Source organism: Pseudomonas sp. SBB6, from assembly GCF_024213215.1.
Classification (GTDB): Bacteria; Pseudomonadota; Gammaproteobacteria; order Pseudomonadales; family Pseudomonadaceae; genus Aquipseudomonas; species Aquipseudomonas donghuensis.
In genome coordinates this window covers 333,996-358,500 of the sequence record NZ_JANAVH010000004.1, presented here as the reverse complement: position 1 = coordinate 358,500, position 24,505 = coordinate 333,996, and the positions used below count along the sequence as shown (strand labels likewise).

The 24,505-nt window shown below is 62.7% G+C and carries 20 protein-coding genes and 1 pseudogene; 9 read left to right on the top strand and 12 right to left on the bottom strand.

Features of this window, described 5'->3' with window-relative positions; all coding sequences use genetic code 11:
* Positions 1-19: 19 nt before the first annotated feature.
* Together NLX68_RS10470 and NLX68_RS10465 are read right to left on the bottom strand one after the other, a co-directional pair.
* Positions 20-418, bottom strand: coding sequence for a hypothetical protein (locus NLX68_RS10470; protein ID WP_254283920.1), 399 nt, complete (start codon positions 416-418; stop codon positions 20-22).
* Positions 419-479: 61 nt separating this feature from the next.
* Complete coding sequence (locus NLX68_RS10465; RefSeq protein ID WP_254283919.1) at positions 480-1,079, bottom strand: hypothetical protein; 600 nt, start codon at positions 1,077-1,079, stop codon at positions 480-482.
* Between the two features lie 189 nt (positions 1,080-1,268).
* Here NLX68_RS10465 and NLX68_RS10460 point away from each other — a divergent pair, with 189 nt between their 5' ends.
* The 7 genes and pseudogenes from NLX68_RS10460 to yccS all read left to right on the top strand — a co-directional run bounded on the left by NLX68_RS10460 (position 1,269) and on the right by yccS (position 12,418).
* On the top strand, positions 1,269-3,071 hold the full coding sequence (locus NLX68_RS10460; protein ID WP_254283918.1) for an acyl-CoA dehydrogenase: 1,803 nt from the start codon (positions 1,269-1,271) through the stop codon (positions 3,069-3,071).
* A gap of 32 nt (positions 3,072-3,103) precedes the next feature.
* Complete coding sequence (locus NLX68_RS10455) at positions 3,104-4,546, top strand: TldD/PmbA family protein (RefSeq protein ID WP_254283917.1); 1,443 nt, start codon at positions 3,104-3,106, stop codon at positions 4,544-4,546.
* Positions 4,546-5,877: a TldD/PmbA family protein gene (locus NLX68_RS10450; protein ID WP_254283916.1), complete on the top strand. Its 1,332-nt coding sequence runs from the start codon at positions 4,546-4,548 to the stop codon at positions 5,875-5,877. Before NLX68_RS10455 ends, NLX68_RS10450 begins: the two co-directional genes overlap by 1 nt.
* Positions 5,878-5,960: 83 nt before the next feature.
* A pseudogene (gene mdtD, locus NLX68_RS10445) lies at positions 5,961-7,394 on the top strand (multidrug transporter subunit MdtD); the annotation flags it as partial.
* 105 nt (positions 7,395-7,499) lie between these two features.
* Positions 7,500-8,837: an ATP-dependent RNA helicase DbpA gene (dbpA, locus tag NLX68_RS10440; RefSeq protein ID WP_254284068.1), complete on the top strand. Its 1,338-nt coding sequence runs from the start codon at positions 7,500-7,502 to the stop codon at positions 8,835-8,837.
* Between the two features lie 97 nt (positions 8,838-8,934).
* Complete coding sequence (locus NLX68_RS10435; RefSeq protein ID WP_254283914.1) at positions 8,935-10,116, top strand: NAD(P)/FAD-dependent oxidoreductase; 1,182 nt, start codon at positions 8,935-8,937, stop codon at positions 10,114-10,116.
* A gap of 118 nt (positions 10,117-10,234) precedes the next feature.
* Positions 10,235-12,418 carry a YccS family putative transporter gene (yccS, locus tag NLX68_RS10430; RefSeq protein WP_254283913.1) on the top strand — a complete coding sequence of 728 codons (2,184 nt, stop codon included), beginning with the start codon at positions 10,235-10,237 and terminating at the stop codon, positions 12,416-12,418.
* Here the strand turns inward: yccS and NLX68_RS10425 are convergent, their stop codons facing one another.
* The gene (locus NLX68_RS10425; protein ID WP_010221537.1) at positions 12,419-13,159 is read right to left on the bottom strand and encodes an ABC transporter substrate-binding protein; all 741 of its coding nucleotides are present in this window, start codon (positions 13,157-13,159) and stop codon (positions 12,419-12,421) included. It abuts the gene before it with no gap.
* A gap of 232 nt (positions 13,160-13,391) precedes the next feature.
* Between NLX68_RS10425 and NLX68_RS10420 the strand changes: the two genes are divergently transcribed.
* The gene (locus NLX68_RS10420; RefSeq protein ID WP_254283912.1) at positions 13,392-13,844 is read left to right on the top strand and encodes a GNAT family N-acetyltransferase; all 453 of its coding nucleotides are present in this window, start codon (positions 13,392-13,394) and stop codon (positions 13,842-13,844) included.
* 65 nt (positions 13,845-13,909) lie between these two features.
* On the opposite strand, the gene NLX68_RS10415 is transcribed toward NLX68_RS10420, so the two are convergent.
* The 9 genes from NLX68_RS10415 to tkt all read right to left on the bottom strand — a co-directional run bounded on the left by NLX68_RS10415 (position 13,910) and on the right by tkt (position 23,234).
* Positions 13,910-14,206 carry a helix-turn-helix domain-containing protein gene (locus tag NLX68_RS10415; protein ID WP_254283911.1) on the bottom strand — a complete coding sequence of 99 codons (297 nt, stop codon included), beginning with the start codon at positions 14,204-14,206 and terminating at the stop codon, positions 13,910-13,912.
* A 17-nt stretch (positions 14,207-14,223) separates the two neighbouring features.
* Positions 14,224-14,724: a YgjP-like metallopeptidase domain-containing protein gene (locus tag NLX68_RS10410; protein WP_254283910.1), complete on the bottom strand. Its 501-nt coding sequence runs from the start codon at positions 14,722-14,724 to the stop codon at positions 14,224-14,226.
* Positions 14,725-14,764: 40 nt separating this feature from the next.
* Complete coding sequence (locus NLX68_RS10405) at positions 14,765-16,885, bottom strand: bifunctional diguanylate cyclase/phosphodiesterase (protein ID WP_254283909.1); 2,121 nt, start codon at positions 16,883-16,885, stop codon at positions 14,765-14,767.
* A 213-nt stretch (positions 16,886-17,098) separates the two neighbouring features.
* Positions 17,099-18,163, bottom strand: a complete 1,065-nt coding sequence (gene fba / locus NLX68_RS10400; protein WP_038997508.1) for a class II fructose-bisphosphate aldolase — start codon at positions 18,161-18,163, stop codon at positions 17,099-17,101.
* Between the two features lie 97 nt (positions 18,164-18,260).
* Complete coding sequence (locus NLX68_RS10395) at positions 18,261-18,587, bottom strand: MliC family protein (protein ID WP_010221531.1); 327 nt, start codon at positions 18,585-18,587, stop codon at positions 18,261-18,263.
* Between the two features lie 51 nt (positions 18,588-18,638).
* Positions 18,639-18,857: a hypothetical protein gene (locus tag NLX68_RS10390; RefSeq protein ID WP_159388031.1), complete on the bottom strand. Its 219-nt coding sequence runs from the start codon at positions 18,855-18,857 to the stop codon at positions 18,639-18,641.
* Between the two features lie 32 nt (positions 18,858-18,889).
* Positions 18,890-20,053 carry a phosphoglycerate kinase gene (locus tag NLX68_RS10385; RefSeq protein ID WP_010221529.1) on the bottom strand — a complete coding sequence of 388 codons (1,164 nt, stop codon included), beginning with the start codon at positions 20,051-20,053 and terminating at the stop codon, positions 18,890-18,892.
* A gap of 12 nt (positions 20,054-20,065) precedes the next feature.
* Positions 20,066-21,133, bottom strand: coding sequence for an erythrose-4-phosphate dehydrogenase (epd, locus tag NLX68_RS10380; RefSeq protein ID WP_254283908.1), 1,068 nt, complete (start codon positions 21,131-21,133; stop codon positions 20,066-20,068).
* A gap of 103 nt (positions 21,134-21,236) precedes the next feature.
* Complete coding sequence (gene tkt, locus NLX68_RS10375; protein WP_254283907.1) at positions 21,237-23,234, bottom strand: transketolase; 1,998 nt, start codon at positions 23,232-23,234, stop codon at positions 21,237-21,239.
* Between the two features lie 259 nt (positions 23,235-23,493).
* On the opposite strand from tkt, the gene NLX68_RS10370 reads away from it, so the two are divergent.
* A complete protein-coding gene (locus NLX68_RS10370; RefSeq protein ID WP_254283906.1) occupies positions 23,494-24,495 on the top strand; it encodes a metalloregulator ArsR/SmtB family transcription factor in 1,002 nt (333 codons plus the stop codon).
* The last annotated feature ends 10 nt before the right edge of the window (positions 24,496-24,505 follow it).

The window sequence follows — 24,505 nt, the reverse complement described above, 5'->3', positions numbered from 1 at the left end:
GCTTGACCCACGATGCTTTCTAGCCCAGAAACTTCGCACGTTGATGATGTACCAGCCACCCCAGGCTACCCGCCTTCACGACCTCGGAAGCAATGACCAAAACAAGCATGAGCCAGAGGCTGTAGGCTGGCGACAGCTTTGCCCATACCAATAGAATCGAAATGGATGGCACCATGAACATCAGCCGAAATAGAATCTGTAGCAAACCGAGATAAACCCCCGACTTCCGCCCCGCCAACAACAGCAAACAGCTGACAATGATCGACAGATGCAAGGTGAAGCTCATACCCGCGAGCCACTTGGCGAAAATGCCATGATCCTGAAGCAACCCGATCATGTTTTGGGCGTCGGTGTAATAGAGGATCTGACCTCTACGAAGACTGCCCTGGACATACAAGACAATAAAAAATGCATCCATCCCACCCCACCAATACCGGGTTATAAGTGGGAGCTGATTCATAGGCTGACGACTGAAGGCCTCAGGCATCAGCAAACGTCACGATGAAAAGCCCCGCCAGCAAAACCACGAGAAAAGACACCAGCACTACCCAAACCAGAATTCCAACCGACATCCATGCCCAGTTCAGGAGTGACAACCGGGAATTTGACTGGCCTTTCGGGTCGCCCACGCAGGTATTTATCGCCCCCTGAATTCTGGCCACCACCCAAAGTATCAAGACATCCATAGCCAATACCGCACTCAACAACGGCAGCGGCGCCAGCTCCATCATCTGATTTGCCCACAACGAGAGCGCTGTCAGCAGGATCAAGGCGCATACCAACCAGAACGGCGACCACCTGTAGCTTCGACCAGACAGGTGCAATTGCCGATCGACCCTGCTCAGCAGGCTGTAAAGAAACAGAATGCCGAAGATGCTTCTTACCAGCGGCAACACTCGCTCCCCGGTTTCCCGCCGGTAGAGCGCCCAGCTTTGGTAATGGCAAAAAGCCCAATAAAAACCAAAGGTGAACAGGTTCATCACAATCATCTTTCTGATCGATACGACGAAGAACATTGGCCCGCTGCCTGGGGTATCAGAGAGGTCAGGGCTCATCGAAGCGGTGCTGTTAGTGGTCATGGCTACGGCCTTCGGTAATGGGCCGACCATCTAAGCCTGCTCGTGCATCACAGATCTGCCCTCTGGCTCCGAAGCAAGGGTACGAACATTCCCAAACGCCTTGTGCCCTGCCATCACCCGCATCTATTTCGCTGTGCAGTAGCAACGTCACTACCTAGACTCGGCCCATCCCCAGACAGGAATGCCGCCATGTCCGAGACTCTGCTCAGCGCCCGCAACCTGGCCTTCGAACTCTACGAAGTGCTCGATGCCGAGGCCCTGACCCAACGCCCGCGCTTTGCCGAGCACAACCGCGAAACCTTCGACGCCGCCCTGAGCACCGCGCGATCCATCGCTGAAAAGTACTTCGCCCCGCACAACCGCAAGGGTGATGAGCACGAGCCGCGCTATGAAAATGGCGAGGCGGTGCTGATTCCGGAGGTCAAGCCTGCGGTCGATGCCTTCCTTGAAGCCGGCTTTCTCAATGCCAGCCGTGACTTCGAAGCCGGTGGCATGCAGTTGCCGACCCTGCTGTCGCAAGCCTGCTTCGCCCACTTCCAGGCCGCCAACGCCGGGACCACGGCCTACCCGTTCCTGACCATGGGCGCGGCCAATCTGATCGAGAGCTTTGGTAGCGACGAGCAGAAACGCCTGTTCCTGCAGCCGATGATCGAAGGCCGTTTCTTCGGCACCATGGCCCTCACCGAGCCGCACGCCGGTTCGTCCCTGGCCGATATCCGCACCCGTGCCGAACCGGCCGACGATGGCAGCTATCGGCTGCGCGGCAACAAGATATTCATTTCCGGCGGCGACCATTCGCTGTCGGAAAACATCGTGCACATGGTCCTGGCCAAATTGCCGGATGCGCCGCCCGGGGTGAAGGGCATTTCGCTGTTTATCGTGCCCAAGTTCCTGGTCAACGCCGACGACAGCCTGGGCCCGCGCAACGATGTGCTGCTGGCGGGGCTGTTCCACAAGATGGGCTGGCGCGGCACCACCTCGACGGCGCTGAACTTCGGCGACAACGGTCAGTGCGTCGGTTATCTGCTGGGCAAGCCGCACCAGGGCCTGGCCTGCATGTTCCAGATGATGAACGAGGCGCGCATCGGCGTCGGCATGGGCGCGGTGATGCTCGGTTATGCCGGCTACCTGTATTCGTTGGAGTACGCCCGTCAGCGGCCGCAGGGACGCCTGCCAGACAACAAGGACCCGGCCACTGCCGCCGTGCCGATCATCAACCACAGCGATGTGAAGCGCATGCTGCTGACCCAGAAGGCCTATGTCGAAGGCGCCTTCGACCTGGGCCTGTACGCGGCGCGATTGTTCGATGACAGCCAGAGCGGCGAAAGCGCAACGCTTCGCCAGCAGGCCCATGAGCTGCTCGACCTGCTGACGCCGATCGTCAAGTCATGGCCGTCGGAGTTCTGCCTGAAGGCCAACGAGCTGGCCATCCAGATTCTCGGTGGCCATGGCTACACCCGCGAATACCCGGTCGAACAGTACTACCGTGACAACCGCCTGAATCCCATTCACGAAGGCACCCACGGCATCCAGTCACTGGACCTGCTCGGGCGCAAACTGGCGCAGAACGGCGGTGCCGGGCTCAAGCAACTGGTCCGTCTGATCGCCACCACCTGCAAGCATGCCCAACAGCACAGCAGCCTGGATCGCCTGCGTGTACCGTTGGAGCAGTTGCTCATGCGCCTGCAGGAAGTGACGCTCGGGCTGCTCGACGACCTGGGCCAGGGTCAGGTCAATGCTGCCCTGGCCAACTCGGCGCTGTACCTCAAGGCCTTCGGCCACTGCGTGATCGGCTGGCGCTGGCTGGAGCAGGCAGTGCGTGCCGAACAGGGCCTGGCCGGGGGTAACCCGGCTGATCGCGACTTCTACCTGGGCAAATTGCAGGCCGCGCGTTATTTCCTGACCTGGGAAGTGCCGGGCTGCCATAATGAGCTGGCATTGCTCGCAGCCCGTGACGATACCTGCCTGAGCATGCACGACGAGTGGTTCTGAGGGGGAACCACCGCGCACACGGAGGTTCCCGCATGTTCGAGTTGACCGCATTGCTGCGCCAGCGCTTCGCCGCCCTGCGCAGCAGTGGCGAATTCTTTTCCCTGCGTTATGTGCAGCAGAGCCAGCAGCACCTGTCGGTGCGCAAGAATATCGCCGAGCCGCCGTTCCTCAGCCGTGACGAAGGCGCAATGCTGACCGTACGCCTCAATGGCGTGGAAACCTACGCCGCCACTGCCGACCTGTCCCAGGCCGGCCTGCAGCGGGCTCTGGAGCAGGCTGAAGCACTGGCCCGGCAGATCGCCGGGCGCGCCCTGCTCGACCTGCGCGAACAACCAGTGGCCACCGGCCGCGCCGACTACTGCTCACCCAACCTCGAGCAAACTTTCCCGTCTCTGGGCGACTGCTACGCCCTGCTCGCCCAAGAATCGGCCAGCGTGCCGAATGACAGCCGCCTGGTGAACTGGCAGGCCAGCCTTGGCGTCAGCAACATCGAGCAGATCTACCTGAACACCGCCGGCGCCGAACTGCGCCAGGCCCAGCGTTTTATCTACCCAGGCTTCAGCACCACCGCCTTCGACGGTCAGGACAGCCAGACCCGCACCCTGGGCCGGGACAACTTCGGCCAGCAGGGCGGCCTGGACGTGATTGAGCGTTGCGGGCTGGTCGGTGCCGGGGCCAAGGTCGCTGACCAGGCCCTGCAACTGCTGCTGGCGCCGAACACGCCAAGCGGTGCGCGCGACCTGCTGCTGATGCCCGACCAGATGATGCTGCAGATCCACGAATCCATCGGCCACCCGCTGGAAATGGACCGCATCCTCGGCGACGAGCGCAATTACGCCGGCACCAGCTTCGTCAAGGCCAGCGACTTCGGCAACCTGCAATATGGCTCGAAACTGCTCAACGTGACCTTCGACCCATCGATCCGCGAGGAGCTGGCCAGCTACAGCCACGACGATGACGGCAGCGCCGCGCACAAGCAGTTCCTGATCAAGGACGGTTTGCTGGTTCGTCCGCTCGGTGGCGCCCTGTCGCAGTTCCGCTCTGGCCTTGAAGGGGTGGCCAACAGCCGCGCCTGCGGCTGGAACCGCGCGCCGATCGACCGCATGGCCAACCTCAACATCGAGCCGGGCGACAAGCCCCTGGCGCAACTGATCGGCGGCATCGAGCAGGGCATCCTGATGCGCACCAACCGCTCGTGGTCGATCGACGATGCGCGCAACAAGTTCCAGTTCGGTTGCGAATGGGGCCAGTTGATCGAGAACGGCGAGCTCAAGGGCGTGGTCAAGAACCCCAACTACCGCGGCATCTCCGCACAGTTCTGGGGCAACCTCAGCGCCGTCGGTGACGCCAGTACCCTGCAGGTATTGGGTACACCGAACTGCGGCAAGGGCGAGCCCAACCAGGTGGTACGGGTGGGCCACGCCTCCCCCGCCTGCGTATTTAGCCAGATCGACGTATTCGGAGGAGACGCCTGATGGCTGCCACCCCACTGCAAGGCTTCCAGCACCTGGTCGCCAGCCTGCGCGACACAGTACACGCCCCCGAGCATTTCACCCTCAGCTACAGCGGCGAACACTCGCAGTTCATCCGTTTCAATCACGCCAAGGTGCGCCAGGCCGGTGAAGTACAGCAAGCCAGTTGCGTGCTCAAGCTGATCGCCGACGGGCGCCAGGCCGAGCTGCAGTTCACCTTGGGCAACGATGCCGAAGTGGACCAACTGCGCTTGCAACAGGCTCTGGAGCAACTGCGCCAGACCCTGCCGCTGCTCGACCCCGATCCTTACCTGCAACTCAACGACAGCGCCTGGCAAAGCCATAGCGTGCAGGATCAACCACTGCCTGACAGCGCCGAGGTACTGGCGCAGATCGAGCAAGGCGCAGGTGATCTGGACCTGGTCGGCATCTATGCCGCAGGCCCCATCTGCCGCGGTTTCGCCAGCTCGTTCGGGGCGTTTGGCTGGCACCAGGCAAATAGTTTCAATTTCGACTGGAGCCTGTTCCACAGCAACGGCGAAGCGGTCAAAGCCAACTATGCCGGGCAAACCTGGGACCACGAAGCCTTCGCCGTGCGCCTGCAGCAGACCCGCGAACAACTTGACTACCTTGGCCGCCCGCTGAAAAAGCTCGCCCCCGGCCAGTACCGCGCCTACCTGGCGCCGGCGGCGCTGGACGAGGTCATGGGCATGCTCTGCTGGGGCGGCTTCTCGGCCCAGGCCATCGCCACCAAGAACAGCCCGCTACAGCGCCTGTACAGCGGCGATGCCAGCCTGAGCCCGTTGACCAGCATTGCCGAGCAGGTCAGCGGTTCGCTGAGCCCGTCGTTCTCGGATGAAGGCTTGCTGCGCAGCGACCTGCGTCTGATCGACAAAGGCCAGGCCCTGGATCGCCTGATCTGCGCACGCAGCGCCGCCGAGTTCGAGCTGGCGGCCAACGGTGCCGACAGTCACGAAGCGCCTTGCGCCCTGAGCATGGCGCCAGGTGACCTGGAGCACAGTGAAATTCTCGCCCGCCTGGGCACTGGCCTGTACATCAGCAACCTTTGGTACCTGAACTACTCGGACCTGCCTGCGGCGCGCATGACCGGCCTGACCCGCTTTGCCACCTTCTGGGTCGAGAACGGCGAGATCCAGGCGCCGGTGAGCACCATGCGCTTTGACGACAGCGTCTACAGCTTGCTGGGTTCGCAGCTGGAAGCACTGACCCACGAGCGAGAGCTGATTCTGTCGACCAGCACCTACGGGCAACGGCAGACCAGTTCGAGCCATTTGCCGGGAGCCCTGGTCAAACGCCTGACGTTGACACTGTGATTAGCCTTTCGCGGGGCAAGCCCGCTCCTACGATCCGGTAGGAGCGGGCTTGCCCCGCGAAGAGGCCCTCAAGGACTACACACAAACCCATGCCCAACCGCGCCCCGCTGGACCCGACCACCGCCCGCTGGATCCCCTGGGTAGTGGCCATCGCCTTCTTCATGCAGTCGCTCGACGGCACCATCCTCAACACCGCCCTGCCGGCCATGGCCCGCGACCTGGCTGAAGACCCATTGCGCATGCAGTCGGTGATCATCGCCTACATGCTCACCGTGGCGCTGCTGATCCCGGCCTCGGGCTGGATTGCCGACCGCTTCGGCACTAAACGCATCTTCTTCGGTGCGATCCTGCTGTTCAGCCTCGGCTCGCTGCTCTGCGCCCTGGCCAGCAGCCTCGGCATGCTGGTGGCCGCGCGGGTGATCCAGGGCCTGGGCGGGGCATTGATGTTGCCGGTCGGGCGCTTGGTGGTACTGCGCGCCTATCCGCGTTCGGAACTGGTGCGGATCATGAGCTTCATCACCATCCCCGGCCTGCTCGGCCCGTTGCTGGGCCCGACCATGGGCGGCTGGCTGGTGGAGATTCTCAGCTGGCACTGGATCTTCCTGCTCAACCTGCCGGTTGGCGCCATCGGTTGTTATGCGGTGTGGAAGTTCATCCCCGACCTGCGCGGCAGCGAACGCACCCGCTTCGACGGCATCGGCTTCGTGCTGTTCGGCGCGGCGATGGTGCTGATCACCATCGCCATGGAAGGCCTGGGCGAACTGCACTTGCCGCACCTGCGGGTGATGTTGTTGCTGTTCGCCGGCATGGCCTGCCTGGCCGCCTACTGGCTGCGCGCCGGTAGCGTCGACAACCCGCTGTTTTCGCCAAAACTGTTCCGCACCCGGACCTTTTCGGTGGGTATCCTCGGCAACCTGTTCGCTCGCCTCGGCAGTGGCGCCCTGCCGTTTCTGGTGCCGCTGTTGCTGCAGGTGGCGCTGGGCTATTCACCGTCCCAGGCCGGCATGAGCATGATCCCCCTGGCCGCTGCGGCGATGCTCGCCAAGTCGATTGCCCGGCCGCTGATCGAGCGTTTCGGCTACCGCAACATTCTCACCGGCAACACCCTGCTGCTGGGCTTGCTGCTGGCCAGCCTGGGCCTGGTCGACGAGCAGACGCCCTACGCCCTGCTGCTGTTGCAACTGGGCTTGCTGGGCGCGGTCAACTCGATGCAATTCACTGCAATGAACACCGTGACCCTGATCGACCTGGATGACCACAACGCCAGCAGCGGCAACAGCCTGCTGTCGGTGGTCGCGCAACTGTCGCTGAGCCTCGGCGTGGCCTGCGCTGGCGCCCTGCTCGGCGGTTTTACCGCAGCGGGCAGCGGCGAGGGCGTAGAGAGCACCCTCGGGGCGTTCCAACTGACCTTCGTGACCATCGGCCTGATGGCCATGTTCGCCGCAGCGATCTTCATGCAGCTGTCCAGGGCGGACGGAAGGCGTGCCCCTCGTCCGGAACCGGAGATCGAGCCTTAGGGCTAAAGGCCACGAGGCTGGTACACTGCGCGACATTTTGTTTTGCAGGCCAGTCTCGTGACCACCATTGCCACCGCCTTCGCCACTTTGCCGCTGTCCGCCGCCATGCTGGCCAACCTGGACGCCCTCGGCTACGCCCAGATGACTCCGATCCAGGCCCAGAGCCTGCCGGTGATGCTCAAGGGCATGGACCTGATCGCCCAGGCCAAGACCGGCAGCGGCAAGACGGCCGCCTTCGGCATCGGCCTGCTCAACCCGCTCAACCCGCGCTACTTCGGTTGCCAGGCGCTGGTGCTGTGCCCGACCCGCGAGCTGGCCGACCAGGTGGCCAAAGAACTGCGCCGCCTGGCCCGCAGCGAAGACAACATCAAGATCCTCACCCTCTGCGGTGGCGTGTCCCTCGGCCCGCAGATCGCTTCGCTGGAGCACGGCGCGCACATCATCGTCGGTACCCCGGGCCGCGTGCAGCAACACTTGAGCAAGGGCACCCTGGTGCTCGATGGCCTCAACACCCTGGTGCTCGATGAAGCCGACCGCATGCTCGACATGGGCTTCTACGACGCCATCGCCGACATCATCGGCCAGACCCCGAAGCGCCGCCAGACCCTGCTGTTCTCCGCCACCTACCCGGCCGGCATCAAGCAACTGGCTTCGACCTTCATGCGCGACCCACAAACCGTCAAGGTCGAGTCGCAGCACGCCGACAGCCAGATCGAGCAGCGCTTCTACGAGATCAACCCGGACCAGCGCATGGACGCGGTGAGCAAGCTGCTCGGCCATTTCCGTCCGCAGTCGTGCGTGGCTTTCTGCTTCACCAAGCAGCAGTGCCAGGAACTGGTCGAGCACCTGCAGGCCAAGGGCATCGCCGCCCAGGCCCTGCATGGCGACCTGGAGCAGCGTGACCGCGACCAGGTCCTGACCCTGTTCGCCAACCGCAGCCTGTCGGTGCTGGTGGCCACCGACGTCGCCGCCCGCGGTCTGGATATCGATGCCCTGGACATGGTTATCAACGTCGAGCTGGCCCGCGATGCCGAGATCCACGTGCACCGCGTCGGCCGTACCGGTCGGGCGGGCGAGAAAGGCCTGGCGGTGAGCCTGGTGGCCCCGGCCGAAGGCCATCGCGCCCAGGCCATCGAAGACATGCAAAAGGCCGCCCTGCGCTGGGAACAGCTCGACAGCCTCAAGGCCCAGAATGGTGCACCGCTGCTGCCGACCATGAGCACCCTGTGCATCGCTGCCGGGCGCAAGGACAAGCTGCGCCCTGGCGATATCCTCGGCGCCTTGACCGGTGATGCCGGCTTGCCAGGCACCCAGGTGGGCAAGATTGCCATCTTCGACTTCCAGGCGTTCGTCGCTGTCGAGCGGGCGGTGGCCAAGCAGGCGTTGCAGCGGCTCAACAACGGCAAGATCAAGGGGCGGTCGTTGCGGGTACGGATCGTCTGATTACCTTTTCGCGGGGCAAGCCCGCTCCTACACACCATCCCTGTAGGAGCGGGCTTGCCCCGCGATCGCTTCACCATCGAATCTCGAGGATTTTGCAGTGCGTTCCACCGAAGTGATCATCATCGGCGCTGGCGCCGCCGGCCTGATGTGTGCCTTGACCACCGCCAAACGTGGCCGTCAGGTGCTGTTGCTCGACCACGCCAACAAGCCGGGCAAGAAGATCCTCATGTCCGGCGGCGGCCGTTGCAACTTCACCAACATGTACACCGAGCCGAGCAACTTCCTTTCGCACAACCCGCACTTTTGCAAGTCGGCCCTGGCCCGCTACACCCAGTGGGATTTCATCGAGATGGTCGGCAAGCACGGTGTGCCCTACCACGAGAAGAAGCTCGGCCAGCTGTTCTGCGATAACAAGTCCAGCGACATCCTCGGCATGCTCCTGGACGAATGCGCCAGCGCCGGCGCCGAACTGCGCATGGATACACGCATCGAGCAAATCGAAAAACTCGACAGCGGCTACCTGCTGGAAACCAGCGCCGGCCAGTTCCAGTGCCAGTCACTGGTAATCGCCACCGGCGGCCTGTCGATCCCGACCCTCGGCGCCACCGGCTTCGGCTACCAGGTCGCCCGCCAGTTCGGCCACACCTTGCTGCCGACCCGTGCGGGCCTGGTGCCATTCACCATCACCGAACCGCAGCTCAAGGCCATCTGCACTGAACTGTCGGGGACGTCGGTGGATTGCGTAGCCAGCTGCAACGGCAGCAGCTTTCGCGAAAACCTGCTGTTCACCCACCGCGGCCTGAGCGGCCCGGCGATCCTGCAGATTTCTTCGTTCTGGCAGGCCGGCGACACGGTGCAGATCAACCTGCTGCCGGAGCATGACGCCCTGGGCTGGCTGCAACAGCAGCAGGCCGAGCGCCCCAACAGCGAGCTCAAGACCCTGCTCGGGGAGATCTTCACCAAGAAGATGGCCAACTTGCTGGCCGAGCACTGGTTCGTCTCCAAGCCGATGAAGCAGTACACCCCGGCGGAACTGGCCCAGGTCAGCGACAAGCTCGGGGCCTGGCAGGTGGTGCCGGCCGGCACCGAAGGCTACCGCACCGCCGAAGTGACCCTGGGTGGCGTCGATACCCGTGAGGTCTCGTCGAAAACCATGGAATCGTTGAAAAGCCCGGGGCTGTACTTTATCGGCGAAGTGCTCGACGTCAGCGGCCACCTGGGCGGCTTCAACTTCCAGTGGGCCTGGGCCTCGGCGTACGCGGCCGCGCAGTTCGTCTAACCTTCGCGGTAGAATCAGCGCATCAAGGAACAAATTTTGCTGGTCAGAGGGTAGCGGTAACACCGCTGCCATCTGATTGGCTCAATTTCGATCATCGCCCAAGGCCTGCCCACCCGACATGTCATCCTCCTCGTTCAGCCAATCGTTGCGCCGCCTCTGGGCCCTGGACAAGTTCAGCTATGCCATCCGCGTTCTCATCGCCCTGACCGGCAGCATGCTGCTGTGCTGGTACAAGGACGAGATGAGCCTGCTGATTCCGCTGTTCCTGGGGATTATCGCCAGCGCCCTGGCCGAAACCGACGACAGCTGGCAGGGGCGCCTGAATGCCCTGGCGGTAACCCTGGTATGTTTCACCATCGCCGCGTTGTCGGTGGAGTTGCTGTTTCCCTATCCGATCATCTTCGGTTGCGCCCTGGCCCTGGCCAGCTTCGCCCTGACCATGCTTGGCGCCCTCGGTGAACGCTACGGGGCGATTGCCTCGGCAACGCTGATCCTCTCGGTGTACACCATGATCGGCGTCGACCAGCGTGGCGGCGAGGTCACGGACTTCTGGCATGAGCCACTGCTGCTGGTGGCCGGGGCCGCCTGGTACGGTCTGCTTTCAGTGCTGTGGCAGGCGCTGTTCTCCAACCAGCCGGTACAGCAGAGCCTGGCCCGGCTGTTCCGCGAACTGGGCCGCTACCTCAAGCTCAAGGCCACCCTGTTCGAACCGATCCGCCAACTGGACGTCGAAGCCCGCCGCCTGGAGCTGGCACAGCAGAATGGCCGGGTGGTGGCCGCGCTCAACGCGGCCAAGGAGATCATCCTGCACCGGGTTGGCAATGGCCGTCCGGGGTCGAAGGTCAGCCGCTATTTGAAGCTGTACTTCCTCGCCCAGGACATCCACGAGCGCGCCAGCTCTTCGCACTACCCGTACAACGCCCTGACTGAAGCCTTCTTCCACAGCGATGTGCTGTTCCGCTGCCAGCGCCTGCTGCGCCAGCAAGGGGTGGCCTGTCAGCAGCTGTCCGAATCCATCCAGCTGCGCCAGCCGTTCACCTACGACACCAGCTTCACCCAGGCCCTGGAAGACCTGCACGCCTCGCTCGAACACCTGCGCATCCAGAGCAACCCGGCCTGGCGCGGCCTGCTGCGTTCGCTGCGCGCACTGGCGGCTAACCTGGCGACCCTCGACCGCCTGCTCAGCGACGCCAGCAACCCCGACAACCTCGCCGATGCCAGCGACAGCAGCCTGCTCGACCGTTCGCCGCATAACTTCAAGGACGTCTGGAGCCGCCTGCGCCAGCAACTGACACCGACCTCGCTGCTGTTCCGCCATGCCCTGCGCCTGCCGCTGGCGCTGTCGATCGGCTATGGCATGGTGCACCTGATTCACCCGACCCAGGGGTACTGGATCATCCTCACCACATTGTTCGTCTGCCAGCCCAACTACGGCGCCACGCGGCGCAAGCTGGTGCAACGGATCATCGGCACCGCCATCGGCCTGACCGTCGGCTGGGCGCTGTTCGACCTGTTCCCGAGCCCGATCATCCAGTCGCTGTTCGCCGTGGCCGCCGGGGTGGTGTTCTTCGTCAACCGCACCACCCGCTACACCCTGGCGACCGCAGCGATCACCCTGATGGTGCTGTTTTGCTTCAACCAGATCGGCGATGGCTACGGGCTGTTCCTGCCGCGCCTGTTCGATACCCTGGTAGGCAGCCTGATCGCCATCCTCGCGGTGTTCCTGTTCCTCCCGGACTGGCAGGGACGGCGCCTGAACAAGGTACTGGCCAACACCCTGAGCTGCAACAGCACCTACCTGCGCCAGATCATGCAGCAGTATGCCCAGGGCAAGAGCGACGACCTGGCCTACCGCCTGGCCCGGCGCAATGCCCACAACGCCGATGCAGCGCTGTCGACCACCCTGGCCAACATGCTCATGGAGCCTGGGCATTTTCGTAAGGAGGCGGATGTCGGCTTTCGCTTTTTGGTGCTCTCGCACACCCTGCTCAGCTATCTCTCGGGCCTGGGGGCACACCGCGATAGCGCGCTGGATGCCGAGGTTCGCGAGCAGTTGATCGACAGTGCCGGAGCGCGCCTGGCCAACAGCCTGGATGAGATTGCCGAAGGCCTGGCCAGCAAGCTGCCGGTGGCCATTCACAGTGATGCCGAAGAGGCCCTGGCCAATGAGCTTGAGCAGATGCCCGAAGAGCTCGACGAAAACCAGCGCCTGGTGCAAACCCAGCTGGCGCTGATCTGCCGTCAATTGGGACCGCTACGGACCCTTGCCGCGCACCTGATCAAGGACAGCGCGACAGCCTGATCACAAGCCGTGCTGCCTGAGCAGCCGGGCATAGCTACCGTCGGCTTTCATCTGTGCAATGGCGCGGTCGAAGCCGGCGACGATCTGCTGGTGCTCGGGGTTCTTCAGGCTGACCAGGATATGCAGGCTGTTCTCGCTGATAGGCTGGTCAAAGAACTCCACCGCCTCACGCACCTCTTTCGGTTCGCGCTTGAGGTAGTAACCGGCAACGAACTCATCTTCCAGCGCCAGGCGCACGCGGCCCGCAGCCAACATACCGACGGCGACGGAAAAACTGCGTACCGGAATCTTCTGCAAATGGGTGTCGCTGTCAAACTCGGGCGAGTAGGCGTAATCGCGCACTACAGCAATGGGGAACGGGTACAGGTCGCTGAGGGCATTGAAGCGCACCGCGTCGCCTTTGCGCTTGAGCAGACGGATACGGTTGGTCAGGTAGCTGGCGGAAAACTGGCCAATCTGCGTACGCGCGTCGTTGTACCAGGCGTTGACCAGCACATCGTAGCGCCCGTCCCCCACCCCTAGCAGCGCCCGCGCCCAGGGCACCTGTTCGTATTGGCTGGTGTAGCCGGCACGGGTCAGGGCGGTGGTGACGATGGCCGTGGCCAAGCCGCCGTTGGCCATGTTGGCGTCAGTGAAAGGTGGCCAGCTGTCAGCAACCAGGCGCAGCGTGGCGGCCTGCGCCGTCGTGCTCGCCAGCAGCAGTATTCCCAGCAAAGCCAAGACTCGAAGCAATGGCCGCATGCTCAAATCCTTTAGCGAACCTCTGGTTCGCGCCGTTGATTTCAACTGCTTGAGAATGTTCAGTACCAATCAGCCATCGCAGGTTACACAAAGAAGAAGCACTCGGGCAGAGGTAAATGATATCAAATAGCCTCTATTCTGGTCGACTTCGAGCCTGTGTTGACCTGGAGCAATTAGACCCTTGCCCCGCTGTCTGCCATGATCAGGGGTATCAACCGCTTGAGAGACGCCCATGGCCATCGACTGGATCTGCAAACACCACAGTGACATTGGCAAGGAACAACTCTATGCCATTCTGCGACTGCGCACCGAAGTGTTCGTGGTCGAACAGAAATGCGCCTACCAGGAGGTCGATGGCCAGGACCTGGAGGGCGACACCTGCCACCTGATGGCCTGGGAGGGTGACAACCTGCTGGCTTACCTGCGTTTACTCGATCCGCAATCCCAGGGCGGTGACGTGGTCATTGGCCGGGTGCTGATCGCCCCAGAGGCACGTGGTCGCGGACTGGGCCATGAACTGATGGAGCACGGGCTCAAGTATGCAGAGGAATACTGGCCAGAAGTGCCGGTGTACCTGTCTGCCCAGGCGCACTTGCAGGACTACTATGCACGCCATGGCTTCAAGGTGGTGGGAGAGGAGTATCTGGAAGACGATATCCCGCATATCGGTATGCGTCGCGGCTAGAAGCATCGCGGGGCAAGCCCGCTCCTACAATTGTGTAGGAGCGGGCTTGCCCCGCGATGGAGCCCTCAGGGATACCCCAGCACCTCACGAATACTGCGCAAATGCTGGATGATCCACTGCTTGTCGATCGCTCCCCAGTCACGAATCCGGTAGTGCCCGGCATGATTGCGCGCCCCTGCCTGCTGCTCGAACTCACAGACGATATCCAGGTCAGCCAGGGCGGCAATGGTGTCCTGGGCGGTGCGCCGCGGCATGCCGGTAGCCTCCATCAACGCCGGGACAGTGCTGGCAGTCTGGCTGTCGATCAGCCAGGCGACATACAGCCGGCGGTAGAAACTGCTCTTGGTCTTGCTCACTTCCATTGGCAAATCCTCAGGGCCTACAGGCTGGCGGGCAGCTCGCGGTAGGTCAGGTAAACCCGCAGGTCGAATTCCAGTTGATGGTAGCCCGGCTGCATGTATTCGCAGAGCTGGTAGAACGCTTTGTTGTGATCGGACTCTTTCAGGTGCGCCAGCTCATGCACCACGATCATCTTCAGGAATTGCGGCGCCGCTTCCCTGAACAACGAGGCGATGCGGATTTCCTTCTTGGCCTTCAATTTGCCGCCCTGTACCCGCGACACGGCGGTGTGCAGGCCGAGTGCCCGGTGGGTGAGGTCCAGGCGGTTATCGAACAGCACCTTGTCGAGGTTCGGCGCGTTGCGCAGGTGCTCCTGCTTGAGCGCCTGCGTGTAGGCGTATAGCGCCTTGTCGCTCTGCACCGCGTGCTTGTCCGGATAGCGCTGCTGCAGGTAGTCGCCCAGGCGATTGCTGGCAATCAACTGGCGAACCTGGTCTTGCAGGGCGGGCGGATAGGCTTGCAGGTACTTGAGCACAGTCATGGTCAAAACGGCTGACGATAAAAGCGCCCAGTGTACCCAACTACACCCCTTGCCAGTCAAAAAAGCCCGGAAACGCCCCGGCGTCACCAGGTGTCATGGGCCGCGCCACCAAGAAGCCTTGCACATACTCGCAACCATTGGCTTGCAACCAGTGCGCCTGCTCGCGGGTTTCGACGCCTTCGGCGATCACGCTGATACGGTACTGCCGGCACAGGTCAATCACGCAACGAACCAGCGCCGCGTCCGCTTGCGACCCGGGCAGGCGCGCGACCAGATGGCGGTCGAGCTTGAGGGTGTCGATCGGTAGATCGCGCAGCATGCGCAACGAACAATCGCCGGCACCGAAATCGTCGAGGGCAACGCGCACGCCTAGCTCTCTGAGCTTGTGCAACTGCTTCAAGGCCACCTCGTTGTTGACCATCAGCGAGGTCTCGGCAATCTCGACCTCCAGCTGCGCCGGCTCCAGGCCCTGGCTGGCAATCACCCGCCCGAGTTCCTCGACCAGATTGGGCATGGCAAACTGCACACGGCTGAGGCTGATCCCCAGCACCAAGGCTGGATCGAAGCAATCCTGCCAGTCACGCCGTTGCGCCGCACCCTGGGCATAGATCCAGCTGGCCAGGCGCGAAATCAACCGCGCCTCCTCCAGCAAGGGCAGGAACAGCCCCGGCGGTACATCGCCAACACTGGGGTGCTGCCAACGCAACAACGCCTCGAAACCGCGCAGACGTCCGTCGGCAAAGGCGACCTGAGGCTGGTAGACCAGGCTGAAGTCCTGGTTCTCAATGGCGCCGCGCACCGAATCTTCGAGCATCAACCGTGAGCGCGCACGGCCGTTAAGGTCCTGGTCGTAATAGCGATATTGCTGGCGCCCAGCCTGCTTGGCCGCATACATCGCGGCATCGGCCGCACGCAGCAGGCCGTCGAGGTTGGCGCCACAATCGGGGTAGGTGGCAATACCGATGCTCACGCCCAGGGTCACTTCCATGCCGTCGATCTGCTGGCAGATCGACATGCGCTCGATCACCCGCTCGGCAAATCGCGCAGCCTGCTCCGGATATTCAAGCGCATCGAACAGCGCCGTGAACTCATCGCCGCCCATGCGCGCGAGAATCGCGCTGGCCCCCAGGCAATCCTTGAGCTGCTCGGCCACCCAATGCAGCACCCGGTCGCCCGCCTCATGGCCGAGAAAATCATTGATCCGCTTGAAACCATCCAGATCCAGGTACATCAGGGCCTGGGCCTTGTCGCTACGTTCGTTGCGTACCAGCGCACTTTCGGCGGCCTGATAGAAGCCACGACGGTTGAGCAGGCCGGTCAGGGGGTCGGTGACCGCCTGGAACTCCAGTTGCTGGTGCAGGTTGCGCACCACCGACATGTCCAACACCGTGACCACCATGGCCCGCTGGCCATCGGTCAACGGCGAACAGGACAGCGCCACCGGCACCGGCTGGCCACCGGCGGTGCGCAGCAAAGCATCGTGGATACGGAAAATCTGCCGGTCCAGGTAGGCCTGGTAGAAGGCCGACTCATTCCACAACGTCATGCCTGGCGATTGCACGAAATCCAGCAGGCTGGCGCCTTGCAGCTTCTCGACAGGGGCTTCGAGCAACTGGGAAATGGCCGGATTGGCAAAGGTGATGCCACCGTTTTCATTCACCACCAAAATACCTTCGGCGGCATTGTTGAGCACCGAGGCATTGAAGGCCCGCGCCGCCTCGAGGTCGCGACTCAAACGCTGCAACGAGCGCCGGTTGCGCTGCTGCTCGAGCAAGGCCTGGACCTTGGGTTTGAGAATCTGCGGGTCGAAGGGTTTGAATAAGTAATCCACTGCGCCACTGGCATACCCTTTGAGCACGGCGGCCTGGGACTGCTCGTTGGCGGTAAGAAAGATGATTGGCGTCAACCGCGTGCGTTGGCTGCCGCGCATCAAGCGGGCAACCTCGAAACCGTCCATGCCCGGCATCTGCACATCCAGCAGCACCAGGTCCACCTCGTGTTCGAGCAGCGCGCTCAGGGCTTCCGTCCCGGAGCTTGCGGTAAGTACTTGCCAATCCTGACGGGCCAGCAAGGCCCGCATGCTGATCAGGTTTTCCGGGTAATCATCAACGACCAGGAGTACTGAGCCGCTATCGTGTGACTGAGGTTGCGCGCAATCCATGCTGCTTCTCTTAAGGCACCAATGCCGGACTTCGGCTGACATCTGAGCGTAACTCTAGACCCGGCTGCCACAAATCTGAAGTCAGCACATTGCCATCATGCGCGGAATGGCCGGTTAGCCGACTAACGGTCTGTCCATCAGGGCCATGCGCACCGACTCCCTGGCGCGCAGGCACAAAAAAACCCGCATCGCTGCGGGCTTTTCTGTTCAGGCTTAGTTGACCTTGGCGGCCAGCTCGCCCTTGGCGTAGCGCTGGAACATCGCTTCCAGGGAGATCGGCTTGATCTTCGAGGCATTGCCAGCGGTACCGAAGGCTTCGTAACGGGCGATGCAGACGTCGCGCATGGCCTTGACGGTTTCGCCGAAGAATTTGCGCGGGTCGAACTCGCTCGGATTGGTGGCCATCAGGCGACGCATGGCACCGGTGGAAGCCAGGCGCAGGTCGGTGTCGATGTTGACCTTGCGTACGCCGTACTTGATGCCTTCGACGATTTCCTCAACCGGAACGCCGTAGGTTTCCTTGATGTCGCCGCCGTACTGGTTGATGATCGCCAGCCACTCTTGCGGTACCGACGACGAACCGTGCATCACCAGGTGGGTGTTGGGGATACGCTTGTGGATTTCCTTGATGCGGTCGATTGCCAGCACGTCGCCGGTAGGCGGCTTGGTGAACTTGTAGGCACCGTGGCTGGTACCGATGGCGATGGCCAGGGCATCGACCTGGGTCTTCTTGACGAAGTCGGCGGCTTCTTCCGGATCGGTCAGCATCTGGCTGTGATCCAGCACGCCTTCGGCGCCGATACCGTCTTCTTCACCGGCCATACCGGTTTCCAGCGAACCCAGGCAACCCAGCTCGCCTTCAACCGAAACGCCGCAAGCGTGAGCCATGGCCACGGTTTGTTGCGTAACGCGGACGTTGTACTCGTAGTCGGTCGGGGTCTTGCCGTCTTCACCCAGCGAGCCGTCCATCATGACCGAGCTGAAGCCCAGCTGGATCGAGCGCTGGCAGACGTCAGGGCTGGTGCCGTGGTCCTGGTGCATGCACACCGGGATGTGCGGGAATTCTTCGATGGCGGCCAGGATCAGGTGGCGCAGGAACGGCGCGCCAGCGTATTTGCGGGCACCGGCCGAGGCCTGGACAATCACCGGGGAGTCGGTCTTGTCAGCGGCTTCCATGATGGCGCGCATCTGCTCGAGGTTGTTGACGTTGAAAGCTGGAACGCCGTAGCCGAATTCAGCGGCGTGGTCCAGCATCTGGCGCATGCTAATGAGTGCCATTGTGTATCTCTCTCCCGACAAGCGTCGTTTTTCGTGCAAGCCTGCCGCAGCGGCGGTTGCTATTCAAGTAGTGTGGGCCATCAGACGGCCCGGCCAGTCACGGCGCCTTGCAGCCCCGCCCTATCAAATCGTTGGTGGCGACCCAGTACACCAGGCCTTCATCACCCTTGCTGTGGAACGCCAGCACTCCATCGCTGTACAACGCACCCGAGCCACTGGGCTCCGGCTTGAGCCGGTAGACCTGGTCGCCGCCCCCGAGGCGTACATCCACGTCCTGCTGGCTGCTGTCGACAAAACGCCAGAGCACTTCGGCCTGGCTGTCACAGACCCAGCGGGTCCAGTTGTCGGTCGGCGCCGGTGCAGGCTTGAGGCTTGCACAACCACCGAGTACTGCCAGGGCCATCAAGGCCACTACCGCTTTCATCCAATACCCTCTAGCAGACCACAAACCGGCCGGTAGGTTGCCGCGAACCGATCAAGGGCAACCCTGGGCCCGGCGCTGATGTTCGTCGTCGTATTTTTCCAGGCCATCCGGGCCCAGCCTTTTGTTGATCACCGGTGCCGTTTCAGCCTGCCATTCAGACTGATAGCAGCCGCCTTTCGGCGTGCCGGGCTTTTGCGCCGCCTGCTCCGGGTTGCTGGAGCAAGCGCCGAGCAACCCGGCCAGGATAATCACAGGCAACTGCTTGACCATCAGGTCGCTCCCTTTGCCAGGCGCTGAGTGGATCAGGCCTTGGCCCGCTGTTCCAGCACTTCAACGGCCGGCAGCACTTTACCTTCGACGAACTCGAGGAATGCACCGCCACCGGTAGAAATGTAGGAGATTTGTTCGGCAACGCCATATTTGTCGATAGCCGCCAGGGTATCGCCACCGCCAGCGATGGAGAACGCAGCGCTGTCGGCGATGGCCTGGGCCAGGACCTTGGTGCCGTTGCCGAACTGGTCGAATTCGAACACGCCAACCGGGCCGTTCCACAGGATGGTCTTCGACGACTTCAGCAGCTCGGCGAAGTTGGCCGCAGTTTGCGGACCGATATCCAGGATCATGTCGTCTTCGGCAACGTCAGCAATCAGCTTGACGGTCGCTTCGGCGCTTTCGGCAAATTCCTTGGCAACCACTACGTCCACCGGCAGCGGCACGTTGACCTTGGCGGCGATGGCCTTGGCGGTGTCGATCAGGTCAGGCTCGTACAGCGACTTGCCGACCGGGTGACCGGCCGCAGCCAGGAAGGTGTTGGCGATGCCGCCGCCGACGATCAGCAGGTCGCAGATCTGGCTCAGGCTGTTGAGCACGTCCAGCTTGGTCGAAACCTTGGAGCCGGCAACGATAGCCGCCATCGGCTTGGCCGGGGCTTTCAGAGCCTTGCCCAGGGCGTCCAGCTCGGCGGCCAGCAGCGGGCCAGCAGCGGCCACCTTGGCGAACTTGGCCACACCATGGGTCGAGCCTTCGGCGCGGTGAGCGGTACCGAACGCGTCCATCACGAATACATCGCACAGGGCGGCGTACTTCTGCGCCAGCTCGTCGGCGTTCTTCTTCTCGCCCTTGTTGAAGCGCACGTTCTCGAACAGGACGATATCACCGGCCTTGATTTCGACACCGTCGAGGTAATCGGCAACCAGCGGTACGTCGCGGCCCAGGGCCTTGCTCAGGTATTCGGCGACCGGCTTGAGGCTGTTCTCGGCGGAAAATTCGCCTTCGCTCGGGCGGCCCAGGTGCGAGCAGACCATCACGGCCGCGCCCTTTTCCAGGGCCAGCTTGATGGTCGGCAGCGAAGCGAGGATGCGCGCATCGCTGGCAACCACACCGTCCTTCACAGGTACGTTGAGGTCTTCGCGGATCAGTACGCGCTTACCTTGCAGATCGAGGTCGGTCATCTTCAACACGGTCATGAATGCAGTCCTTCAGGGCTGTTTACAAGTGGAGCGGGTTTGATTGACGACGTGCAGAAAGTGATCGGCAACGTCGAGCATACGGTTGGCAAAACCCCATTCGTTGTCGAACCAGGCCAGCAGGTTGACCAGCCGGGGGCCGGAAACGCGGGTCTGGCTGGCATCGACAATCGCCGAATGCGGGTCATGGTTGAAATCACAACTGGCGTGCGGCAGTTCGGTGTAGGCCAGCAGACCTTGCAGCGGGCCGCTCAGGGCGGCTTCGCGCAACACCCGGTTGACCTCGGCCGCGGTGGTATCGCGGGCGGTCTGCAGGGTGATGTCCAGGCACGACACGTTGACGGTCGGCACGCGTACGGCTTTGGCCTGAATTCGCCCAGCAAGTTCCGGCAACAGCCGTTCGATACCGCGGGCAAGGCCCGTGGACACCGGGATCACCGACTGGAACGCCGAACGGGTACGGCGCAGGTCTTCGTGGTGATAGGCGTCGATCACCGGCTGGTCGTTCATCGCCGAGTGAATAGTGGTGATCGACACATACTCCAGGCCAAAGGCCTGGTCCAGCACCCGCAGCAGCGGCACCCCGCAGTTGGTGGTGCAGGAGGCGTTGGAAACCAGCTTCTCGGTGCCGTCCAGGCAATCCTGGTTGATGCCGTAGACCACGGTGGCATCGACATCCATCTCACTGGCCATGGGCTGGGAGAACAGCACCCGCGGCGCACCGGCGTCGAGAAAACGCATGGCATCGGCACGGGTGTTGTAGGCACCGGAGCATTCCAGCACCAGGTCGACGTCGAGCGCCGCCCAGTCGACCCCTTCCGGGGTGGCACTGCGCAACACCTTCACGCAGTCGCCGTTGATATGCAGACAATCGCCGTCGACCTTCACCTCACCGGGGAAACGCCCGTGGGTGGAGTCGAAGCGTGTCAGGTATTCGATACTGGCCTGGTCGGCCAGGTCGTTCAGTGCAACGATCTCGAAGCCCGCCTTCGCCCCCCGTTCAAAGAGTGCGCGCAAGACGCAACGACCAATACGGCCGTAGCCGTTGAGTGCAACTTTGTAAGGACGCGATTGGGGCATGGGATGCTCACGGAACAGAAGCGTTATCTGCAATCGCGGGGCAAGCCCGCTCCTACAAAACTGTAGGAGCGGGCTTGCCCCGCGATAAATCCAGCACTGTTGATCAGTCTTCCAGCAGCTCTTCAGCAGTACCCAGGATGTTTTCCAGGGTGAAACCGAACTCTTCGAACAGCGCCGACGCAGGCGCCGACTCGCCGTAGGTGGTCATGCCGATGACGCGGCCTTCGAGGCCGACGTACTTGTACCAGAAGTCGGCATGGGCCGCTTCGATGGCGATACGTGCGCCGACTTGCAGCGGCAGTACCGACTGCTTGTAGCTTGCATCCTGGGCATCGAACACGCTGGTCGACGGCATCGACACGACGCGGACCTTGCGGCCTTGCTCGGTCAGCTTGTCGAACGCCTGGACTGCCAGGCCAACTTCGGAACCGGTGGCGATCAGGATCAGTTCAGGCTCGCCGGCGCAGTCTTTGAGCACGTAGCCGCCGCGGCTGATGTTGGCGACCTGCTCGGCGTCACGCGCCTGGTGCTGCAGGTTCTGACGCGAGAAGATCAGCGCCGAAGGGCCGTCTTTGCGCTCCAGGGCGACCTTCCAGGAGACTGCCGACTCGACGGCATCGGCTGGGCGCCAGGTATCCAGGTTCGGCGTGCTGCGCAGGCTGGTCAGTTGCTCGATCGGCTGGTGGGTCGGGCCGTCTTCGCCCAGACCGATGGAGTCGTGGGTGTAGACGTGGATGACCCGCTGCTTCATCAGCGCCGACATGCGCACCGCGTTGCGGGCGTATTCCATGAACATCAGGAAGGTCGCGCCGTAAGGCACCAGGCCGCCGTGCAGGGCGACACCGTTCATGATCGCGGTCATGCCGAACTCACGCACGCCGTAGAACATGTAGTTGCCGCTGGCGTCTTCGGCGCTGACACCTTTGCAGCCTTTCCACAGGGTCAGGTTGGAACCGGCCAGGTCGGCCGAACCGCCCAGCAGTTCAGGCAGCAGCGGGCCGAAGGCGTTCAGGGCGTTCTGGCTGGCTTTACGGCTGGCAATGGTCTCGCCCTTGGCCGCGACTTCGGCGATGTAGGCCGCAGCCTTTTCCGCGAAGTCAGCCGGCAGGTCACCGCTCAGGCGACGCACCAGTTCATTGGCAAGCTCTGGGTGAGCGGCGGAGTAGGCAGCGAAGCGCTGGTCCCATTCGGCTTCAACGGCCTTGCCGGCTTCCTTGGCGTCCCACTCGGCGTAGATGTCAGCCGGGATTTCGAACGGTGCGTGATTCCAGTTCAGCGCTTTGCGCGCCAGGGCGATTTCGTCGTTGCCCAGCGGAGCACCGTGGCAATCTTCCTTGCCCTGCTTGTTCGGCGAACCGAAACCGATGATGGTCTTGCAGCAGATCAGGGTCGGCTGCTCGCTCTTGCGCGCGGTGTCGATGGCGGTGCGGATCTCGTCGGCGTCATGGCCGTCGACATTGCGGATCACCTGCCAGTTGTAGGCTTCGAAACGCTTCGGAGTGTCATCGGTGAACCAGCCTTCGACTTCGCCGTCGATGGAGATGCCGTTGTCATCGTAGAAGGCGATCAGCTTGCCCAGGCCCAGGGTACCGGCCAGGGAAGCGACTTCGTGGGAAATACCTTCCATCATGCAACCATCACCCAGGAACACATAGGTGTGGTGGTCGACGACGTTATGACCTGCGCGGTTGAACTGGCCCGCCAGGACTTTTTCCGCCAGGGCGAAACCAACGGCGTTGGCCAGGCCCTGACCCAGTGGGCCGGTGGTGGTCTCGACGCCCGGGGTGTAACCGAGCTCCGGGTGGCCCGGGGTACGGCTGTGCAGCTGACGGAAGCTCTTCAGGTCGTCGATCGACAGGTCGTAGCCGGTCAGGTGCAGCAGCGAGTAGATCAGCATCGAACCGTGGCCGTTGGACAGCACGAAGCGGTCACGGTCAGCGAAGTTCGGGTTGGTCGGGTTGTGCTTCAGGTAGTCACGCCACAGAACCTCGGCGATATCCGCCATGCCCATAGGGGCACCGGGGTGGCCGCTGTTGGCCTTTTGCACGGCATCCATGCTGAGGGCACGAATGGCGTTGGCACGCTCACGACGGCTGGGCATCGCTTATCTCCTGGGTGTTGAATTAGTTACGAAACGAAAAAAGGCGGCCATTTTCGCCCAGGCACGTGCCCGGGGGCAATGACGGATGGTCGATGCAGCATGATTTTCCTGTGTTTGAGAGAAGAATCAGGCGTTAGCCCGGGCAAACAGCCGGATCGGTCGCACAGCCTGCGACGAATTGCCCCGCTTATCGCGCAATATCAAAACTTTTTGATATTGCCCTTGCGACGTTATCGCTGCCTGACTAGACTGCCGCACCATGAACCTACCCGTGCCGCCGATCCGCCAAGAGCAAAGCGACGCGCTGGCTGCCCTGTGTAAAGCCGGCGGCGACCCATTGCGCCTGAATGTATTGCGCGCACTGGCCAGCGACTCGTTCGGCGTGCTGGAACTGGCGCAGATCTTCGCCATTGGTCAATCGGGCATGAGCCACCACCTCAAGGTGCTGGCCCAGGCCGGCCTGGTGGCGACCCGGCGCGAAGGCAATGCGATCTTCTACCGTCGCGCCCTGCCCGACGGCCTGAGCCTCGGCGGCAAGCTGCATGCAGCGTTGCTCGAAGAGGTGGACGGGCTGGGCCTGGCCGATGAAGTCCAGGCCCGTATCGCCCAGGTGCAACAACGCCGGGCGGCCACCAGCCAGGATTTTTTCCTGCGTGTCGAAGAGAAGTTTCGTGCCCAGCAGGACCTGATCGCCGGCTTGCCGCAATACCGCGAAAGCCTGCTGGCCCTGCTCGACAAACTCAGCTTCGAATCCGACGCCGATGCCCTCGAAGTAGGGCCCGGCGACGGCGAATTTCTTCCCGAGCTGGCCCGGCGCTTCACCCGGGTCACCGCCCTGGACAACAGCCCGACCATGCTCGACCTGGCCCGCCGGGTCTGCGAGCGCGAAGGTCTGGCTAATGTGAACCTGCAGTTGGCCGATGCACTCAGTGCAACGGATGTGGACGCCGACTGCGTAGTGCTGAATATGGTCCTGCACCATTTCAGCGCCCCGGCCGAAGCCCTGCGGCAGCTGGCCAACCGCGTGAAACCAGGCGGAAGCCTGTTGGTAACAGAGTTGTGCAGCCACGACCAGAGCTGGGCCAGAGAGGCCTGTGGCGATATCTGGCTGGGCTTCGAGCAGGACGACCTGGCCCGTTGGGCCAGCGCTGCGGGACTGGCGCCCGGGGACAGCCTCTATGTGGGCTTACGTAATGGTTTCCAGATTCAGGTCCGCCATTTTCAGCGACCGGCTGGCGACATCACCATCGGTAAATTTTAGGAACCCGTCG

Coding starts and splice junctions, on each gene's coding strand:
- NLX68_RS10470 (WP_254283920.1), bottom strand. CDS start 418: ATGGATGCATTTTTTATTGTCTTGTATGTCCAGGGCAGTCTTCGTAGA.
- NLX68_RS10465 (WP_254283919.1), bottom strand. CDS start 1,079: ATGACCACTAACAGCACCGCTTCGATGAGCCCTGACCTCTCTGATACC.
- NLX68_RS10460 (WP_254283918.1), top strand. CDS start 1,269: ATGTCCGAGACTCTGCTCAGCGCCCGCAACCTGGCCTTCGAACTCTAC.
- NLX68_RS10455 (WP_254283917.1), top strand. CDS start 3,104: ATGTTCGAGTTGACCGCATTGCTGCGCCAGCGCTTCGCCGCCCTGCGC.
- NLX68_RS10450 (WP_254283916.1), top strand. CDS start 4,546: ATGGCTGCCACCCCACTGCAAGGCTTCCAGCACCTGGTCGCCAGCCTG.
- dbpA (WP_254284068.1), top strand. CDS start 7,500: ATGCTGGCCAACCTGGACGCCCTCGGCTACGCCCAGATGACTCCGATC.
- yccS (WP_254283913.1), top strand. CDS start 10,235: ATGTCATCCTCCTCGTTCAGCCAATCGTTGCGCCGCCTCTGGGCCCTG.
- NLX68_RS10425 (WP_010221537.1), bottom strand. CDS start 13,159: ATGCGGCCATTGCTTCGAGTCTTGGCTTTGCTGGGAATACTGCTGCTG.
- NLX68_RS10420 (WP_254283912.1), top strand. CDS start 13,392: ATGGCCATCGACTGGATCTGCAAACACCACAGTGACATTGGCAAGGAA.
- NLX68_RS10415 (WP_254283911.1), bottom strand. CDS start 14,206: ATGGAAGTGAGCAAGACCAAGAGCAGTTTCTACCGCCGGCTGTATGTC.
- NLX68_RS10410 (WP_254283910.1), bottom strand. CDS start 14,724: ATGACTGTGCTCAAGTACCTGCAAGCCTATCCGCCCGCCCTGCAAGAC.
- NLX68_RS10405 (WP_254283909.1), bottom strand. CDS start 16,885: ATGGATTGCGCGCAACCTCAGTCACACGATAGCGGCTCAGTACTCCTG.
- fba (WP_038997508.1), bottom strand. CDS start 18,163: ATGGCACTCATTAGCATGCGCCAGATGCTGGACCACGCCGCTGAATTC.
- NLX68_RS10395 (WP_010221531.1), bottom strand. CDS start 18,587: ATGAAAGCGGTAGTGGCCTTGATGGCCCTGGCAGTACTCGGTGGTTGT.
- NLX68_RS10390 (WP_159388031.1), bottom strand. CDS start 18,857: ATGGTCAAGCAGTTGCCTGTGATTATCCTGGCCGGGTTGCTCGGCGCT.
- NLX68_RS10385 (WP_010221529.1), bottom strand. CDS start 20,053: ATGACCGTGTTGAAGATGACCGACCTCGATCTGCAAGGTAAGCGCGTA.
- epd (WP_254283908.1), bottom strand. CDS start 21,133: ATGCCCCAATCGCGTCCTTACAAAGTTGCACTCAACGGCTACGGCCGT.
- tkt (WP_254283907.1), bottom strand. CDS start 23,234: ATGCCCAGCCGTCGTGAGCGTGCCAACGCCATTCGTGCCCTCAGCATG.
- NLX68_RS10370 (WP_254283906.1), top strand. CDS start 23,494: ATGAACCTACCCGTGCCGCCGATCCGCCAAGAGCAAAGCGACGCGCTG.